The following is a 17196-nucleotide window of genomic DNA, read 5'->3' on the forward strand; positions in this document are numbered from 1 at the left end:
CTGTCGTTCCCTTAGAAGGCCGGGCAGGAGTCGTCGGTGGTGTAGTCGTGCACCATGATCTCGCCGGAGATGATTTTTGCCTCTGCGTCTTCGAGGGCAGCTTTCATCTCGTCGGACACGAGCTCTGCGTTGTATTCGTCCATCGCAGCGCCAACGCCACCGTTCGCAACACCCCAGATTTCGAGGCCGGTCGGAACGTCCATGCCGGCAGCGAAGGAGTCGTAGACTGCGTTGTCAACGCGCTTGACCATGGAGGTCAGCACGGAGCCCGGCTGGAGGTAGTTCTGGTTGCTGTCGACGCCGATGGAAAGAACGCCTTCGTCAGCCGCGGTTTGAAGCACACCGAGACCGGTGCCGCCAGCTGCGGCAAAGACCACTTCGGAGCCTTCTGCGATCTGGGCGCGGGTCAGTTCGCCGCCTTTCACCGGATCGTTCCATGCGGCCGGGGTGGTGCCGGTCATGTTCACGATGACCTTGCCTTCAGGTTTCACAGATTTGAAGCCTTGGGCATAGCCACAAGCGAATTTGGAGATCAGCGGAACGTCCATGCCGCCGACGAAGGACACGGTGTCGCCTTCGGATGCATATGCAGCAGCGATACCGACGAGGTAGGACCCTTCATGCTCGCTGAAGATGATGGAGCGCACGTTCGGCAGGTCCACCACGGCGTCAACCACGACGAACTTGGTGTCGGGGAAGTCTTTTGCAACGGTTTCCAGCGCGGTCGGCCAGAGGAAACCGGTCATTACGATCGGGTTGAACCCGTTTTCAGCGAAGCGGCGCAGAGCCTGTTCACGCTGAGCGTCGGACTGAAGCTCGAGATCGCGGTAGGTACCGCCGGTCTCGGCCGCCCAACGTTCTGCGCCATTGTAGGCAGCTTCGTTAAAGGATTTGTCGAACTTGCCGCCGAGATCGAAAATGATCGCCGGATCCGCGAGGGCCGCGCCGGAGGTCAGGGCAAGGGCAGCCGCAGCGCCGAGCAAGGACTTGGTGAAACTCATTAGTATTCTCCCGTTAGATACTTGTCTTGGGGTCCTCTCCCGCGAGCGGAACTGTTGTGGCAGGACGAGGCCCGAGCAAGCCTGCGAAAATCGCACAGCTTAGAGAGATTAGGGCGTGTCACTCACGAAGGGTCAATAGAGATTTTGCCATTTTTGACCAAACGGTCGCAACGGAACCCTGTCTTGAGCGTGTCTGTGCCGCGCGAAGAGGCAGCGAAGTGGCGAATTAGTCGCTAACCGGCGGTTTTAAGCGCTTTGCAAAGATGAGCGCATCGTATTTCGAGCTGTCCGGGGCGGTGTAATAGTTTTTGCGTAGTCCGGATTCGCTGTAGCCTTCGGAGCGGTAAAGCGAGATCGCGGGTGCGTTCGTGGCGGCGACTTCCAAGAAGGAGGTTTCCGCGCCATGAGCGCGCGCTGCGTCTTCATAGGCGCGTAGGGTTGTGCGTCCATAGCCTTGGCCCTGCGCATCTGGGGGAACCGCGATGGTCAGGAGCTCGGCTTCGTCTAGGACCGCGCGACCGAGGGCAAACGCCCCGTTTGGTCCGGCCACAAAAAAGACCTCCTTCATCGAAAGGAGGTCTTCGAATTCTTTTGCGGACCATGGCCTCGGCATCGTGAAACAGGCGGCATGAATGGCCGCGATAGCTTCAGTCGTGAGGCCGGACACGGGTCAGGCGGCCACCGGGCGTACTTCGAGCACTTCCGGAATGTAGTGGCGCAGCAAGTTCTCGATGCCCATTTTGAGCGTCAGGGTAGAGGACGGGCAGCCCGCGCAAGCGCCCTGCATGTGCAGGTAGACGATGCCGCGATCGAACCCGTGGAAGGTGATGTCGCCACCATCTTGTGCCACCGCCGGTCGAACGCGGGTGTCCAGAAGTTCTTTGATTTGAGTGACGATTGCGCTGTCCGGACCATCATGTTCCGCATGACCTGCGGGTGCGGTGGCTTCACCAGCCATGATCGGATCGCCGGATTGGAAATGCTCCATGATCGCGCCGAGGATCATCGGTTTCACGTGATCCCAGTCGGTTGCTTCATCTTTTGTTACGGTGACGAAGTCCGAGCCGAAGAACACACCGGTGATGTTGCCGACCGCGAAAATGCGGGCAGCAAGCGGAGAAGCCTCTGCCGCTTCCTTCGTTGGAAAATCTGCGGTGCCGCTGTCGAGAACGGACTGTCCCGGCAGGAATTTCAAAGTTGCGGGGTTCGGCGTGGATTCGGTCTGGATGAACATGGCGCTTATTCCTTACTGTTGGGGTCGGATATGCGCTCTCGTGCGCTGAAAGTCAAGAATTAGAACGGTTCTAATTTGTTAGCTCTGCTGATCCAAGAGTTCTTCTGTGACTTCTGCAGGCATGCCCCAGAACTCTTGGGCACCTGCTCCTAGTTCGGAGAGCACCTTTGCGAGGGCCAGAGGGTCGCAGTGTTTCCAGAGAGCGAAGGCCGTGGCGTCGATGACATTCAGCGGCGTCAAGCCATCGCTCTTGCGCATCGCCATCACTTCACGCACCAGTTCTGATCGACTGCCCCATGGCACCGGAACCGCGTCTACTTTCCAGTTAAAAACGAGCATCGCGCGCAAAGTTGCGGGTAGAACATCTCCGAAGGCAATCACCTCCGGCGGGGTGAGCCGTCTGCGGAAGACTTGCAATACGGCATCCACTGCGGAGCAGGCGACGTCGTCGTTTTCTACGGCGTGTCCCATTCGGCCTCGCGCGTCGGCCAAGAACGCTTTGAATGCGTCGGGCGCATCTGCGTAGTCCGATGACGTCATGTCACCGCCTCCAGACGCTCTTTCGACATTTCTCCCGGGACAAGGGTCATAGGGATGGGCAAGAAACCAGCCTGTTTTGTCATAGCAGACACCAATGGACCCGGGCCGGATTTCTCCGTGCCAGCTCCGAGGACGAGGACGCCGATTTCAGGATCCTCTTTGATCTGGGCGAGAATCTCATGCACAGCTTCGCCTTCGCGAATAACAAGATCCGGATCGACGTTTTGACGATCCCGCATCCATTTGGCGAACACCTCGTAGTGCGCAACGATCCGGTCACGGGTCTCTTCGCGCATTAGGTCCGCCACCCCGATCCAGTGATTGAACTCTTCGGGCGGAATGATGGAGAGAATCGTTACACCCCCGCCTGTTTTCGCAGCCCGCATCGCCGCAAATCGCATCGCGTTCAGACACTCGCGACTGTCATCCAAAATGACGAGAAACTTGCGCATGGTTGCCCCTTTAATCTTCCCGTTTCGGGTCCTGCGATGATGACGGAGCATCGCGCGTGACGCAAGCGGGATGCGAGCCCCCGGCATGAACATGTCGGGGGCCACAACACTGCCGGATCAAAAAGGGGAATGGATCGGCAAGAAGGGCTGAACGAGAGAACATACGGCTCAGTTGGGGACCTGAGGGCGTACCCTTCGATTTTTCTCTCTAAGTGGTGTTTGAAACGGACTCATGACAGTAGGCGAAAATTTTGAGTGCCTGGAAAAACCTTCCCTGTGTCCATCGATGAATTGAATGTGATTTGCCTATCTCGCCCTGTGTCCCTCTTTTGTCGACCAAACGAGACGCAGAACGGAATGCAGAATGACGGAATTGACACGACGACGCCTCGTCCTCGCAGGTTTGGCGACACCGTTTCTCGGGCGCATGGCGTTCGCAGAAGAAATCGGGCTGACGCTGCCGGAGGACATGAAGTCGCCGGACACGGCGAGACACAATATTTCCAGCTTCCGCACGATCTACTGGCGCGAGCACTTTGACACCCTAGGTTCCGGCGCGATTGTTGCGGATACGGTGAGCCGTGCGCTGCATTTCTGGGGCGCGGACGGGACCTACAAGCTATACCCGACATCCGTTCCGATCTCGGAAGAACTGACACGGCGCGGCTATACCGAGGTGATCGGGAAGAAAGAGGGGCCAACATGGACCCCAACGCCGTCGATGAGGGAACGTGATCCGTCGCTTCCTGCTGTTGTTCCTGCGGGGCCTGAAAACCCGCTCGGGACACATGCGCTTTATCTCAGCTGGCAATACTACCGGATCCACGGCACGCATGACACGCGCAAGATCGGGCGCCGGTCTTCTGACGGATGTATCGGGCTCTACAACGAGATGATTGCTGACCTCTATCCGCGCGTTGCAGTTGGCACGAAGGTGAAACTGATCTGATTGCTAAGTGCATCAGCACCTAATCAGAAAAGGGCGCCCGATGAGGCGCCCTTTTATATTGGTTCAGTTCGTTTCGCGCTCAGCGCACGAAGCCCATGATCTCGAAGGTTTTGTCGAGGATCGGGTCGGCGATGGCTTTCGCTTTGTCAGCGCCTTTCGCCATGATGCGGTCAATTTCGGCCGGATCGTCCATGAGGCGCTTCATCTCGGTCGAGATCGGCGCGAGGTGTTCAACCGCGAGGTCAGCAAGCGCAGGCTTGAATTTACCCCAGCCCTGACCGCCGTATTCCGCCAGAACCTCTTCGCCGGTCATGTTTGCGAGACCTGCGTAGATGTTCACGAGGTTGCGCGCCTCAGGACGGTTGGCGAGGCCTTCCATCTCTTCCGGCAACACCTCGGGGTCGGTTTTCGACTTTTTGAACTTCTTCGCGATGGTGTCTGCATCATCGGTCATGTTGATGCGTTCCATGTCGCTCTCGCCGGACTTCGACATTTTCTTCGTGCCGTCGCGCAGGTTCATCACGCGCATGGCCGGACCTTCGATCACAGGATCACACTGTGGGAAGAAGTCGACCTTGTAGTCGTGGTTGAACTTGTTCGCGATGTCGCGGGTCAGCTCGACGTGCTGTTTTTGATCCTCGCCCACCGGCACGTGCGTGGCGTGGTAGAGCAGGATGTCAGCTGCCATAAGCGACGGATAAGCGTAGAGGCCGAGAGACACGTTTTCCGCGTTCTTGCCAGCTTTGTCCTTGAACTGGGTCATGCGGTTCATCCAACCAACACGCGCCACACAGTTGAAGAGCCAGCCAAGTTCGGCGTGTGCGGACACGCGGGACTGGTTAAACAGAATAGACTTGTCTGGGTCGATGCCTGCGGCGAGATAGCCGGCGGCGACTTCGCGGGTTGCGTGTCTCAGATCCTCAGGGCTTTGCCAGACGGTGACGGCGTGCATATCAACCACGCAATAGATGGTTTCGAACTCACCGCCCTGCATATCCACGAAGCGTTTGATCGCGCCGAGGTAGTTGCCGAGGGTGAGCCCGCCCGAAGGCTTGATCCCCGAAAATACGCGGGGGGTAAAGGCAGGCTTGTCCATCTGGGACTCCGTCTCTGGAATAATAGGTGCACATCGCTTACCTATGCCGGACCAGAGCGTCAAGGAAAGGCCCCGTTTATGTCCCATGATCAGGAAGAGTTTGGCTTCGAGCACCCTTTCAATGCGCTGCCTCCTGCGGTTGTCGCGATTGTAATGCTGCTCGGGGGAATCGAACTTGTCTTCCAAGTCGGTAATCTCGGGCTCGTTGGCGGGCCGGAAGCGGTGGGCTGGCGTCTGGATGCGCTGCAGAAGTTCAGTTTTCTTGATCAGGTGTTCGAACAGATGCGCATGCTCGACATGTGGCCGTTCGAGCACGTGCGCCGCGTGTTCACCTATGCCTTCGTTCATTTCTCGATCACGCATGTTCTGATGGCGTCGGTCTTCATCCTCGCGATGGGGAAGATGGTGGGTGAGGTTTTTGGCAATTTTGCGGTCTTGGCGATTTTCGTCGTCTCGACCATTGTTGGTGCGCTGGCCTATGGCCTCATCCTCGATGTCGAACGCCCGCTCGCAGGGGCCTATCCCGCGGCCTACGGGTTTATCGGGGCCTATTCCTTTATCCTTTGGATCGGGCTTGGAAATCTCGGGCAGAACCGTCTCGGGGCGTTTCGGCTCATCGCGCTGTTGATGGGCATTCAGTTCGTGTTTGGCGTGCTCTTCGGCGGCTCGCCCGATTGGGTCGCAGATCTTGCCGGATTTGCCGCAGGTTTTGCGACTGCGGCGGGTTTGCGCCCCGGCGCATTTGTGCGTCTTCTGGCTCGGCTGCGAGAGCGGTGATTAGCCGCGTTTGACGGAGCGTTTGAGTTCCGACAGGCGCACGGCTCCGACGACGTGAGCGATCACGAAGTAGCCGACGATCCCAATGGTGACGAGCAAGAGCGTGGCGAGACCCCGCGAGAGCTCGAAGATCGGGCTCAGGGCCAGCTCTGCGCCATAAAGAACCACGCCCATCAGAATCGAGGCGATCAGGATACGTGGTGCACGTGACTTGAGGCGTGCGTCCGAACGCACGTCTTCGCCCATGTCTCCCTTGCCGAACCAGAGCATCGCGACCATGCCCCACGCAGCAAGGGACGTGGCCACAGCCGCCGCCACATAGCCGATCACGAATGACAGGCCGATGGCCACAACCGCGTTGATCACCATCGCATAGAGCGCGAAACGGAACGGCGTTTTCGTGTTCTCACGGGCGAAGTAGAGCGGCTGAAGGACTTTCTGCATCACAAAGGCGGGCAGGCCGAGGCCGTAAATAGCGACCGCGACGGCTGTCTTCGAAGCGTCTTCGGGCAAGAACGCACCGCGCTGAAACAGGAAGGAGATGAGCGGTTCCGGAATGACGATCAGGGCCACGGCTGCTGGAACAGTCAGAAGCAGGGCGAATTCAAAGGCGCGGTTATAGGCGTCCCGCGCGCCAGCGCCGTCTCCGGCCTGAAGGCGGCGGGAGAGGTCGGGCAGGAGGACGATGCCAATTGCGATGGCTACAACGCCGAGCGGTAGCTGATACAGTCGATCCGCAAGGTTGAGGTATTGCAGCGCCCCCTCTTCGGAGAAAGAGGCGACCTGACGACCGATGAGCAGGTTGATCTGGACAACCCCACCGGCAAGCGCGGCAGGTCCAGCGAGAATGAATAGACGTTTGAGTTCCGGCGTCAGCTTCGGTACACGCGGGCGGAGATTGAAACCCGCAAGCGCAGCGGCGCGCCACACCACAAAGAGTTGCGCGGCGCCGGCAAGTGGCACAGACCAGATGAGCGCGTCTTGGACCGGATAGCCGAGCTTTGCCGCCCCAACCATCGCGGCGGAGAGGATGACATTGAGCAGCACGGGCGCGCCTGCCGCGGCGGCGAACCGGCCTGTGGCGTTCAGGATGCCCGAAAAGAGCGCCGCAAGGGCAATGAACACGATGTAGGGAAACGCGATCCGGCCAAAGTCCACGGCGAGGTCAAAGCGCTCGTCGCCGATGAACCCTGCGGCCATCGCTGAGACAAGAATAGGCATGAAAACCGTCGCTATGAGCGACAGGCCGATCAAGATTGTCGCAAGAACGGAGAACGTGTCTTCGGCGAAGCGTTTCGCGTCCTCTTCGGCCTCTAGCTTTTTCGAAAACAGCGGCACAAAGGCGACGTTGAGCGTTCCTTCCGCGAAGAAACGTCGGAACATGTTCGGCAGAGAAAACGCGACAACGAAGGCTTCCGCCGCCGGTCCCGCTCCGAGATAGGCCGCAATGAGCGCGTCACGGACGAACCCGAGCACGCGGCTCATCAGGGTCCAGCCCCCCACGGTCACAAACCCGCGGATCAGCTTGATCGGCTTCATGCGCTGTGGGCCTGTTTTGCCCCGTCGACGATCGCTTCACGCAAGCGTTTCTCGAGCGTTTTGCGGCGGCTCTCGGAGTGGATCTTCATCCCGAACATGTCCTTGACGTAGAAAGAGTCGACGACCTGCGCCCCGTAAGTGGCGATTTGGGCGGACACGATGGAGATGTTGTTTTCGGCGAGAACGCGGGTCAGGTCGTAAAGCAGACCAGGCCGGTCACGGGTGTCCACCTCGACAATCGTAAAGATTTCAGAGCCTTCGTTGTCGAAGGTGATCGACGTCGGCACATTGAACTTGCTCTCGCGCTTCTTGATCTTGTCGCGCGACTTGAGCGCCTCACCGGTGATGACCTCACCGCGCAGGTTCTTCTCAATCGACTGGCGCAGGCGGGGCAGGCGGCTTTCCTCGAACGGGTTTCCATCCTTGTCCTGAATCCAGAATGCCGGCGTCGCATATCCGTCCTTCGTCGTGAAGGTGCGCGCGTCGACAACGTTTGCACCGACGAGAGCAAGCGCGCCAGCGAGACGGGAGAAAATCCCGTGGTGGTCGGCCAGAGCAAAGCACGCGCGTGTTGCATCGCGATCATCATCCTGATGCAGGTCGATGCGGATTTCGTCCGGACGGATATCTTTGAGCAGGTGCGCAAAAGTCTCATGAGCCGCAAAGGGGAGACCCTGCCAATAGGGGCCGTAATGGCGCTGGATTTCACGGCGTTTTTCGGCAGCGCTCCAGTCGGACAGGCGGGACCGCAGTTCGCCCTTGGCCTCGCCTTCACGTGCGTCGCGGTTGACCTCTTCGAGCCCATGTTCGAGTGCAATAGATGTCTGCGTATGCAGGTTGCGGATCAGTGTCGCTTTCCAGTTGTTCCAGACGTCCGGGCCAACCCCGCGGATATCGCAGGCGGTCAGGATCGTCAGTAGGTCGAGACGCTCCTTCGTTTTTACGGCCTTGGCGAAATCGCGGACGGTGCGCGGATCGGAGATGTCGCGTTTTTGTGCCATGTCGGACATAAGCAGGTGATAGCGGACCAGCCATTCGACCGTTTCACATTCCGCAGGCTTCAGCCCGAGGCGAGGGGCCACTTTGCGCGCGATTTGTGCGCCAAGGACAGAGTGGTCGATGTCACGGCCCTTGCCGATGTCATGCAAGAGCATCGCGACATAGAGCACCTTTCGGTTGATGCCCGCTTTGAGAATGCTTGAGGTGAGCGGAAGCTCTTCGGTCAATTCACCACGCTCGGCCTGAGCGAATTGGGAAATGACCTGAATGGTGTGCTCGTCCACTGTGTAGCTGTGATACATGTTGAATTGCATCATCGCGACGATCGGCTGGAATTCCGGAATGAAGGCGCTAAGCACGCCGAGTTCGTTCATCCGGCGCAAGGCGCGCTCCGGATTGCCATGTTTGAGCATCAGATCGAGGAAGATGCGCTGCGCCTCAGGCGTGTTGCGCATCTCGGCGTCGATCAGATCAAGGTTGGCGGAAATCAGGCGCATCACATCGGGGTGGAGCAGGTAGCCCGTCCGCAAACCTTCCTCGAAAACACGAAGGATGTTCAGTTTGTCGGAGAGAAACTCTTTGCGGTCCCGAATGTTCAGGCGGTTATGGATGATCTCGTATTGATCGCCAATCTTTTTACGGCGCTTCAGGAGCCGCTGCAAAGCGGGTTCCTGTTTGACGTGGATCGCTTCAAGCGCAGTGAGGAAGATGCGGGTCAACTCGCCGACGCGTGTCGCGTGGCGGAAGAAATCCTGCATGAAATGTTCGACCGCGCGGCGACCGCTGTGATCGACGTAGCCTAGGAAGTCCGCGACTTCGACCTGCATATCGAAGGTCAGTTGCTCGCTCGGACGTCCGGCAATGAGATGGAGCGCATTGCGCGCCGCATGGAGGAAGGTCTCTGCTTCCTCGAATTCGCGATATTCCTCGGCCGTGAAGACGCCCGCTTTTACGAGGTCCGCCGTGTTACGCACGCCGTGAACGTATTTAGCGATCCAGAACAGCGTATGAAGGTCGCGCAGACCGCCTTTGCCCTCTTTGATGTTCGGCTCCACAACGTAACGCTGTCCGCCTTGCTTGCGGTGACGCTCGGCGCGTTCGAGGAGTTTAGCTTCGATAAATTCGCGCGCAGTGTTCCGGAAGAGGCTGTCGCGTAGTTTGATGTGCAATTCGGTGGACAGTTCGCGATTTCCCGCGAGGTGCCGCAGTTCGAGCATCGCTGTACGAATTGTGAAATCTTCGCGGCCCAGACGGACGCAGTCGTTGATCGTCCGTGTGGAATGTCCAACTTTAAGATGCAGGTCCCAGAACATGTAGAGCATGCTTTCGACCACGCTCTCGATCCAGCCGTTGATTTTGTAGGGAGCAAGGAACAGCAGGTCGACATCGGACTGCGGAGACATTTCACCGCGTCCATATCCGCCGACGGCCAGCACGGCGATCTTTTCAGACGCGGTGGGGTTCGGGTTCGGGTGGAGTTTTTGCGTGGCGGTGAAGAGCACCGATGTGACGATACAATCCGTCAGCCATGCATAGGCTTTGAGCGCGGGGCGGGCGTTTCGGGGGGCCTCGCAAATGGCGGCCTTGATGGTTTCGCGGCCACGTGCTTGGGCGTCGTTGAGAACCTGCACCGTTGCTTTGCGCACGGCAGCGGCATCTCCGGCGTCCGCCCATGCCGCCTCAAGCGCGGCGGATACGGCAGGGACGTCAAAGATGGCAGAGTCTGCGCAAATCAGATGGCTCTCTGGAGCCGGAATGATCTCGGCGAGCGTCGGAGTATTAGAAGCCGGTGCCGGCGAAGGCTCTTGGTGCAGGGTCAATCTCAACTACCTGATTATCTTGGATCGTCGCGACCGAGAGGCCGCGTTGGTTTGTACCGTCGGGCAAAAGACGGAAGATTCCGTTTACGCCGACAAAGCCGGAGCCGCGGGTCAGCCCCTGAGCTGTGAGCGCGTTCTGATCTCCCGCTTCGACGAGTGCACCGATAGCGGCGATACCGTCATAGGCGAGACCGGCCAACGCGTGCGGCGGCTCACCATAGGCGGCGGTGTAACGCGAAGAGAAGTTTGCGGTCAGCATCTGGTCGGGAATGGCAAACCAGCTGTTTTGCAGCCCAGGGAGAGTTAGCGCAGAGCTCGGCACGTTCCAGCGCTGGAGGCCAACAAACTGCGGGTCTGGCGATGTCATGCCATTTTCCGGAAGCATCTGTGCCAGAAGCGGCATCGCGCCGTCATTGCCCGATGTGAAGAAGACGGTGTCTGCCCCGGTCTCCCGAGCGGTGGACACGATGGGCCGAATGGCTTGAATGACCGCCTGTTGGGTTAGTTCAAAGCTCTGCTCTGCAACGAGGGATGCTCCATTGCCTGCGATGGCGCCTTTGATCGCGTTTGCGCCAGCGATCTCAGCCGGGCTATTGCCGTTCACCAGCATGATCTGGTTTTTGCCTTGAGCGCGCGCATAGGAGACGAGGCGGTCGGCCGTGTTTTCAAAGGTCGGGCCGAGGATGAACACGTTGCCGCCTGCGACGTCCGGATTGTTGGAGAAGGACAGAACGTTGATGCCCGCATTCCGCGCCGGAAGACCCGCAAGCTGCGCAGAGCCGCCGTAAACCGGACCGAGAATGATTTTTGCGCCGTCCTTCACCGCCAGAGACGCGGCCACAGAAGCCCCTTCGGCAATTCCGGAGGTCGGATAAACACGCAGATCGATCTGGGCGCCGTCGAGGTCCGCAATCGCGAGACGCGCGGCGTTTTCGAGGGACTGCGCGACGACGATGTCGCCTGGAGTCTGCGAATCGTAGGGGACGAGCAGGGCGACCGGAACCGGAGCCCTCGTATTGATCACGGGTCCGCCCCCGACAGGAAATGCGCCGGGTTCACAGGCTGCGAGGGCAAGAACGGACAAGCCGAGGGTGATTTTGGCAAGCGACTTGCGGGCGGCACGCAGAACGGCGAACATAGGACGTAACACTCCTGAAGAAAACTTCGGTGATCAAGGGAGTCCGCAAGTTGGTCCCCCTCGAATGTGCGGGCAGACTAAGCGACCGATACAAAAGAGTAAACGTCCCAAAACCCGAGGGTGCATTGATTTACCAATCCAAGCCGCTTTCCGCCGGTCTCTATTTCGTCGCGACGCCAATCGGCAACGCGCGCGATATCACGTTGCGGGCACTCGACATTCTTGCGTCTGCTGACGTTCTCGCTGCAGAGGATACGCGGTCGTTGCGCAAGCTGATGGAAATTCATGGCGTTCCGCTGAACGGGCGTCACGTCATTGCCTATCACGATCACAACGGTGCGCAGGCACGGCCACGGTTGCTCGGCCTGTTGGCTGAGGGGAAATCTGTCGCCTATGCGTCCGAGGCGGGCACGCCCTTGGTTGCAGATCCTGGGTTCGTTTTGTCCAGAGAGGCGATTGAGGCGGGCGTGCCTGTAACCTCTGCGCCGGGCCCGTCAGCAATGATTGCCGCCCTTACGATTTCGGGGCTGCCGTCTGACCGGTTTCTGTTTGCCGGATTCCCGCCCGCGGCCCGCGGTGCGCGGTTGAAGTTTTTCTCCTCCTTTGCAGATGTGCAGGCGACGCTGGGGTTCTACGAGAGCCCGAAGCGCATTCATCGCACGCTTGAAGAGCTTTGTGAGACGCTCGGGGAAAAGCGGCAAGCCGCACTGTGCCGCGAGTTGACGAAGCGATTTGAAGAGGTGCGCAAGGGCACGCTCCGCGAGTTGGAGTTCAGTTTGCGTGACGCTCCGGTGAAAGGAGAAATTGTGCTCCTCGTGGATCGTGGTGCAGGAGAAGAAGCGTCCGAGGAAGATGTCGAGACGGCTCTGAGAAGTGCCTTGGAAAAGATGTCTGTAAAAGACGCGGCGGCCGAAGTCGCGCTTAAAACCGGATTGAAGAAACGCGACGTTTACCAAATGGCGCTCAAGATGTCCCGTGAAGACACCTAGACACGATTAGGATTTGCGATGCCCAATGATGCGCAAGTGAGCCCTCCGAGTGCCACCCGCCGCCGTCGGGGAGAGCAGGCTTATCACAAGGGGCTCGCTGCGGAGGAGGCCGTGGCACGCGAATATCTTGCGGCTGGATGCAAGAAGTTGGAGCAGCGTTGGCGCGGCCCGGGCGGGGAGATTGATCTCATCTTCGCGCGCGGCGGCGAGGTGATTTTTGTTGAGGTGAAAGCCTCTCGCACGCACGAGCGAGCCGCCGAGAGCCTCAGTGCACGACAAATCGCGCGACTTTGCGCGAGCGCAGAGGCCTATATCGGCGCGATGCCGGGGGGACTAAACACTCCGATGCGGCTCGATGTGGCGCTCGTAGATGGGGCGGGTGTCGTCGAAATTCTCGAAAATGCGCTTATGGCATAACCTTTTGTGAGTTCGCGCACAGGACATTCTCATTGAACGAAACGCGGGGCTGGTCCATCTAGGTAGAAAGACAGGATGGAGAACAGCCTTGGCCCTTAAAGTCGCGATTCAGATGGACCCGATCGGTCCGATCAACATCAACGCAGACAGCACCTTCCGCATCATGGAAGAAGCCCAGAAACGGGGACATGAGCTGTTTTACTACACGCCGGATCATTTGGCCTTCCAAGAGGGTCGCGTCACCGCACGCGGATGGCCCCTCGAAGTGCGCCGCGTCGAAGGCGATCACTACACGCTCGGCGAGATGACTGAGGTTGATCTTGGCGAATACGATGTGGTCTGGCTCCGCCAGGATCCGCCCTTCGACATGGGCTACATCACGACAACGCACCTGCTTGAGCTGATCACGCCGGGCACGCTCGTCGTCAATGATCCGTTCTGGGTGCGCAACTACCCTGAGAAACTGCTCGTCCTGACCTTCCCCGACCTGACGCCGCCGACCGCAATCGCACGCGATCTGGAGACGATCAAAGCGTTCAAGGAAAAGCACGGCGACATCATTCTCAAGCCGCTCTACGGCAATGGCGGTGCTGGTGTGTTCCGTCTCGATCCGAATGACCGGAACTTGTCCTCGCTCCACGAACTCTTCACCGGCATGTCCCGCGAACCGATGATCGTGCAGAAATTCTTGCCGGATGTGTCCAAAGGCGACAAACGTGTGATCCTCGTGGACGGCGAACCCGTTGGCGCGATCAACCGCGTGCCGCAGGCCGGCGAGACCCGTTCGAACATGCACGTCGGCGGTCGTCCGGAGAAAATCGGTCTGACCGAGCGCGACCTCGAAATCTGCGCCCGCATCGGGCCGCTTTTGAAGGAGAAGGGTCAGATTTTTGTCGGCATCGACGTGATCGGCGATTATCTCACCGAGATCAACGTGACCTCCCCGACCGGCATTCAGGAACTCGAACGGTTCGACGGCACGAACACAGCCGAGATCATCTGGAAAGCCATCGAAGCCAAGCGCGCGTGAGGCCAAGACCATGAGTTTGCGGATGCGGATCTTTTCGGGCGTTCTAAGCCCCGTTGTCCGCACCGCCTTTACCCATGCTGAAAACCCTGTGCCTATGCGCAAAGGCATGGATCTCGCGGCGCGGCTTGCGCTGCAAATTCTCTCGGACGATGTGGTCAAACATGATGCGATGGGGCTTCCGGGTATCTGGATCAGACCGCCGATGGCTATTCCGGATCGAGTCATTCTGCACTTCCATGGAGGCGGCTACGTCGCGGGGAGTCCGCAGACACACCATCGCCTCGCTTTGCGTCTGGCGATGCTGTCGCGTCGGGCCGTTTTTCTACCAGCCTACCGCCTAGCGCCCGAAAATCCCGCCCCTGCCGCGTATGAAGATGCAGGGACGGTTTGGGAGGCTTTAATCGCGTCAGGATTCTCGCCCAAAGAGGTCGTCATTGGCGGCGATAGCGCCGGTGGCGGTTTGGCGCTTTCCCTGCTCTCGAAACTTTGTGAGGCGGGCACACCGCCTGCGGGTGCCTATGCATGGTCGCCTTTCACTGATTTGACCGTGTCGAGCCCGTCCCATCAGACCAACGCAGAGAGCGATCACTTCTTCCCGGCTGAGCGGGCGAAGGTTCTGATAGACATGATTCTCGGCGGGTTTCCTGCGGAAGATCCGCGTGTCTCACCTATGTTTGCGGCCTATCCGAATTGCCCACCCGTCCTGTTGCAGGCATCCGACAGTGAAATTTTGCGCGATGACAGCGTGCGGATGGCGGAGCATCTGCGCGCGCAGGGCGCACAGGTGACGCTCAGCCTGACAAAGGGTGCGCCGCACGTTTGGCAGATGTTTGACGGGGTGTTCCCTGAGGCTCGGAACTCGATCAGAGAAACCGCCGAGTTTGTCAAAGCCGTTAGTTGAGGACGCCGGACACCACTCGAAAGCTGAGCGCTTCGGCGAGGTGAGGACGTGCGATTGCATCACTGCCCGAAAGGTCTGCAATCGTCCGCGCGACCCTGAGCACACGATGATAGCCCCGCGCAGATAGGCCGAGTTTCTCCGCCGCCTTCGCCAGAAGTTCGCGCCCCTCGCTGTCGAGCGACGCAATTTCTTCGAGCCGCTGTCCCTCGATTTGGGCGTTCGTTCGGAAGTTTGTGCCTTCAAATCGGGCGGCTTGTATCGACCGCGCGGCATTGACGCGCTGGGCAACTGTTGCGGAGGTGTCGCCACTCGGTGGGAGATCGAACGCCTCGAATTGCACGGGCGGCATTTCAATGCGGAGATCGAACCGGTCCATGAGAGGGCCGGACACGCGTCCGATGTAATCTTCCCCACAGAGAGGGGCCTTGTTGCACGCGCGGGCGACGTCAGGGAGATACCCGCATTTGCACGGGTTCGCCGCCGCCACGAGCATGAACCGCGCCGGATACTGCATGTGTGCGTTGGCGCGGGCGACCATGACGGTGCCTGTTTCAATCGGCTGGCGCAGCGTTTCGAGGACGCCGCGCGGGAATTCCGGAAATTCATCGAGAAAGAGCACGCCATTATGCGCCAGAGAGATTTCCCCCGGCTGCGCCCCACGCCCGCCGCCGACGATGGCGGCCATGGAGGCGGTGTGGTGCGGCTCACGGAAGGGGCGCGACCTCGAAATCCCGCCCTCATCCAAGAGCCCCGCGAGGGAATGGATGATCGAGGTTTCCAAGGCTTCTTGCGCTGTGAGAGGCGGCAGGATGGACGGAAGCCGCGCCGCCAACATGGATTTACCGGAGCCTGGAGTGCCAATCATGAACATGTGGTGCCCACCAGCAGCGGCGATCTCGAGGGCGCGTTTCGCGCGCTCTTGTCCTCGGACGTCGCGGAGGTCTCTTTCGTGTTTTGAGGCTGTGACTTCTCCGGGTTCAGACGTTTGGAGGGGGCGGTCGCCAGTATAGTGGCGGATGAGTTCAGCAAGGCTTCGTGCACCATAAACGGGGGTCGCTCCGACCCACGCGGCCTCTGCGCCGCAGTCCTTTGGACAGGCCAGCACGCAATTCAGTTCCGCGGCTTTTAGCGCGGCTGGGAGTGCGCCGTGGACGGCGACGAGGGAGCCGTCGAGGGCCAGTTCCCCGAGCGACAGTGTTTCCGCGGCTTTTTCTTCGGGGATGAGGCCCGTTGCGGCGAGGATCGCGATGGCGATGGGCAGGTCGAAATGCGACCCGATCTTCGGCAGGTCCGCCGGTGACAGGTTGATCGTAAGTTTCTTGGAGGGCAGGGCAATCTGCATGCCCGAGAGCGCGGCGCGAACGCGTTCGCGGGCCTCTGTGACGGCTTTGTCCGGCAGGCCAACAATGGTGAACGCGGGCAGGCCGGGAGAGATCGCGCATTGGATTTCGACCCGCCGCGCCTCTACGCCTTCAAAGGCGACGGAAAAGGTCCGTGCGACCATCCTTCTGAACTCCCGTTAACCAATTCTAACCACTGGTATCGCAGAGGCCGTTAGCAATTGGTTAACGGGAAGAAAACGAGTGACTTAGACGGGCTCGGGCCATTCAGTGGTCGGCAGATCAATTGCATACGGCACGGGGTCATAGCTGATCTTGAGGCCGTCTTTGCGCCACGCTTTGAAGCTTGCGTCCGTCAGGTGGGCGGTGACATAGGACTGAAGACGCTCCGAGACAGGAAGACCATAGCCAGCGATCCGTGCCGCGACAGGGGCGTAGAAGGCGTCCGCCGCAGTGTAGTTGCCAAAGAGCCATGGGCCGTCGTCGGAGAAATTCTCGAAGGCATGACTGAGGACAGTTTCCAGTCGGTCAATGTCCGCTTTGACAGCGTCGGAGACTTCGAAACCCTTATACTGGTGGAGAAGCTGCATCGGGCAGGCATTGCGCAGCGCGCCAAAACCTGCGTGCATCTCTGCGACGAGCCAGCGGGCATAGATGCGTGCCTGTGCATCCATCGGCCAAAGTCCAGCGTCGGGATGACGCTCTGCCAGAGTTTCTGCGAGCGCGATGCTTTCGCCGATGACCCACCCCTCGGGCGTGCGCACCGTCGGAACAAAGCGGGCAGGGGCCAAGGGCGCGAGGTCTTCCTTCATGGTGCCGCTGTAGAGCCCGACCATGATTTCCCGATAGGGAATGTCGAATTTGACGAAGAGGAGCCAGCCGCGCAGGGACCAACTCGAAAAGCTTTTATCGCCGATAAAAATATCGTATGTCATATGAAACTCCGCATAGCTGAGCTGAGACTATCGGAGTTT

17 protein-coding genes are annotated in these 17196 nt (G+C 59.4%); 6 read left to right on the forward strand and 11 right to left on the reverse strand.

Annotation, left to right across the window (positions count from 1 at the left end):
• Positions 1-11: 11 nt before the first annotated feature.
• The 5 genes from LA304_RS04155 to LA304_RS04175 form a co-directional block, all read right to left on the reverse strand.
• The gene (locus tag LA304_RS04155) at positions 12-1001 is read right to left on the reverse strand and encodes a BMP family lipoprotein (RefSeq protein WP_224501859.1); all 990 of its coding nucleotides are present in this window, start codon (positions 999-1001) and stop codon (positions 12-14) included.
• A gap of 226 nt (positions 1002-1227) precedes the next feature.
• Positions 1228-1668 (reverse strand): ribosomal protein S18-alanine N-acetyltransferase, encoded by a 441-nt coding sequence (gene rimI, locus LA304_RS04160; protein WP_224501860.1) that lies wholly within the window; start codon positions 1666-1668, stop codon positions 1228-1230.
• Positions 1669-1671: 3 nt separating this feature from the next.
• Positions 1672-2235, reverse strand: a complete 564-nt coding sequence (locus tag LA304_RS04165; RefSeq protein WP_224501861.1) for a NifU family protein — start codon at positions 2233-2235, stop codon at positions 1672-1674.
• A 78-nt stretch (positions 2236-2313) separates the two neighbouring features.
• On the reverse strand, positions 2314-2775 hold the full coding sequence (locus LA304_RS04170) for a DUF2267 domain-containing protein (protein WP_224501862.1): 462 nt from the start codon (positions 2773-2775) through the stop codon (positions 2314-2316).
• Positions 2772-3227, reverse strand: coding sequence for a universal stress protein (locus tag LA304_RS04175; RefSeq protein WP_224501863.1), 456 nt, complete (start codon positions 3225-3227; stop codon positions 2772-2774). The genes LA304_RS04170 and LA304_RS04175 overlap by 4 nt, the downstream gene beginning before the upstream one ends.
• A 364-nt stretch (positions 3228-3591) precedes the next feature.
• Between LA304_RS04175 and LA304_RS04180 the strand changes: the two genes are divergently transcribed.
• Positions 3592-4176, forward strand: coding sequence for a L,D-transpeptidase (locus tag LA304_RS04180; protein ID WP_224501864.1), 585 nt, complete (start codon positions 3592-3594; stop codon positions 4174-4176).
• A 79-nt stretch (positions 4177-4255) separates the two neighbouring features.
• Here the strand turns inward: LA304_RS04180 and trpS are convergent, their stop codons facing one another.
• Complete coding sequence (trpS, locus tag LA304_RS04185; RefSeq protein ID WP_224501865.1) at positions 4256-5272, reverse strand: tryptophan--tRNA ligase; 1017 nt, start codon at positions 5270-5272, stop codon at positions 4256-4258.
• 78 nt (positions 5273-5350) lie between these two features.
• Between trpS and LA304_RS04190 the strand changes: the two genes are divergently transcribed.
• A complete protein-coding gene (locus LA304_RS04190) occupies positions 5351-6049 on the forward strand; it encodes a rhomboid family intramembrane serine protease (RefSeq protein WP_224501866.1) in 699 nt (232 codons plus the stop codon).
• Here LA304_RS04190 and murJ read toward each other — a convergent pair whose 3' ends face one another.
• Genes murJ through LA304_RS04205 form a run of 3 tightly spaced genes read right to left on the reverse strand, consistent with a single transcriptional unit; the run spans position 6050 to position 11545 of the window.
• The gene (gene murJ / locus LA304_RS04195) at positions 6050-7588 is read right to left on the reverse strand and encodes a murein biosynthesis integral membrane protein MurJ (protein WP_224501867.1); all 1539 of its coding nucleotides are present in this window, start codon (positions 7586-7588) and stop codon (positions 6050-6052) included. It lies immediately after the preceding gene.
• Complete coding sequence (locus LA304_RS04200; RefSeq protein WP_263491241.1) at positions 7585-10407, reverse strand: [protein-PII] uridylyltransferase; 2823 nt, start codon at positions 10405-10407, stop codon at positions 7585-7587. The genes murJ and LA304_RS04200 overlap by 4 nt, the downstream gene beginning before the upstream one ends.
• Entirely contained in the window at positions 10367-11545 is a 1179-nt protein-coding gene (locus LA304_RS04205) for a penicillin-binding protein activator (RefSeq protein WP_224501868.1), read from the reverse strand. The genes LA304_RS04200 and LA304_RS04205 overlap by 41 nt, the downstream gene beginning before the upstream one ends.
• A gap of 125 nt (positions 11546-11670) precedes the next feature.
• Between LA304_RS04205 and rsmI the strand changes: the two genes are divergently transcribed.
• The 4 genes from rsmI to LA304_RS04225 all read left to right on the forward strand — a co-directional run bounded on the left by rsmI (position 11671) and on the right by LA304_RS04225 (position 14882).
• Positions 11671-12534, forward strand: coding sequence for a 16S rRNA (cytidine(1402)-2'-O)-methyltransferase (rsmI, locus tag LA304_RS04210; RefSeq protein ID WP_224501869.1), 864 nt, complete (start codon positions 11671-11673; stop codon positions 12532-12534).
• Between the two features lie 111 nt (positions 12535-12645).
• Positions 12646-12951, forward strand: a complete 306-nt coding sequence (locus tag LA304_RS04215; RefSeq protein ID WP_318010676.1) for a YraN family protein — start codon at positions 12646-12648, stop codon at positions 12949-12951.
• Between the two features lie 88 nt (positions 12952-13039).
• Entirely contained in the window at positions 13040-13981 is a 942-nt protein-coding gene (gene gshB, locus LA304_RS04220; RefSeq protein WP_224501871.1) for a glutathione synthase, read from the forward strand.
• Positions 13982-13991: 10 nt separating this feature from the next.
• On the forward strand, positions 13992-14882 hold the full coding sequence (locus tag LA304_RS04225; protein WP_224501872.1) for an alpha/beta hydrolase: 891 nt from the start codon (positions 13992-13994) through the stop codon (positions 14880-14882).
• Here the strand turns inward: LA304_RS04225 and LA304_RS04230 are convergent.
• Complete coding sequence (locus LA304_RS04230; RefSeq protein WP_224501873.1) at positions 14875-16386, reverse strand: YifB family Mg chelatase-like AAA ATPase; 1512 nt, start codon at positions 16384-16386, stop codon at positions 14875-14877. The two genes, LA304_RS04225 and LA304_RS04230, sit on opposite strands and share 8 nt — an antisense overlap.
• A gap of 84 nt (positions 16387-16470) precedes the next feature.
• A complete protein-coding gene (locus LA304_RS04235; protein WP_224501874.1) occupies positions 16471-17157 on the reverse strand; it encodes a glutathione S-transferase in 687 nt (228 codons plus the stop codon).
• Between the last annotated feature and the right edge of the window lie 39 nt (positions 17158-17196).

It is taken from the genome of Celeribacter litoreus, from assembly GCF_020165855.1.
Taxonomy (GTDB): domain Bacteria; phylum Pseudomonadota; class Alphaproteobacteria; order Rhodobacterales; family Rhodobacteraceae; genus Celeribacter; species Celeribacter litoreus.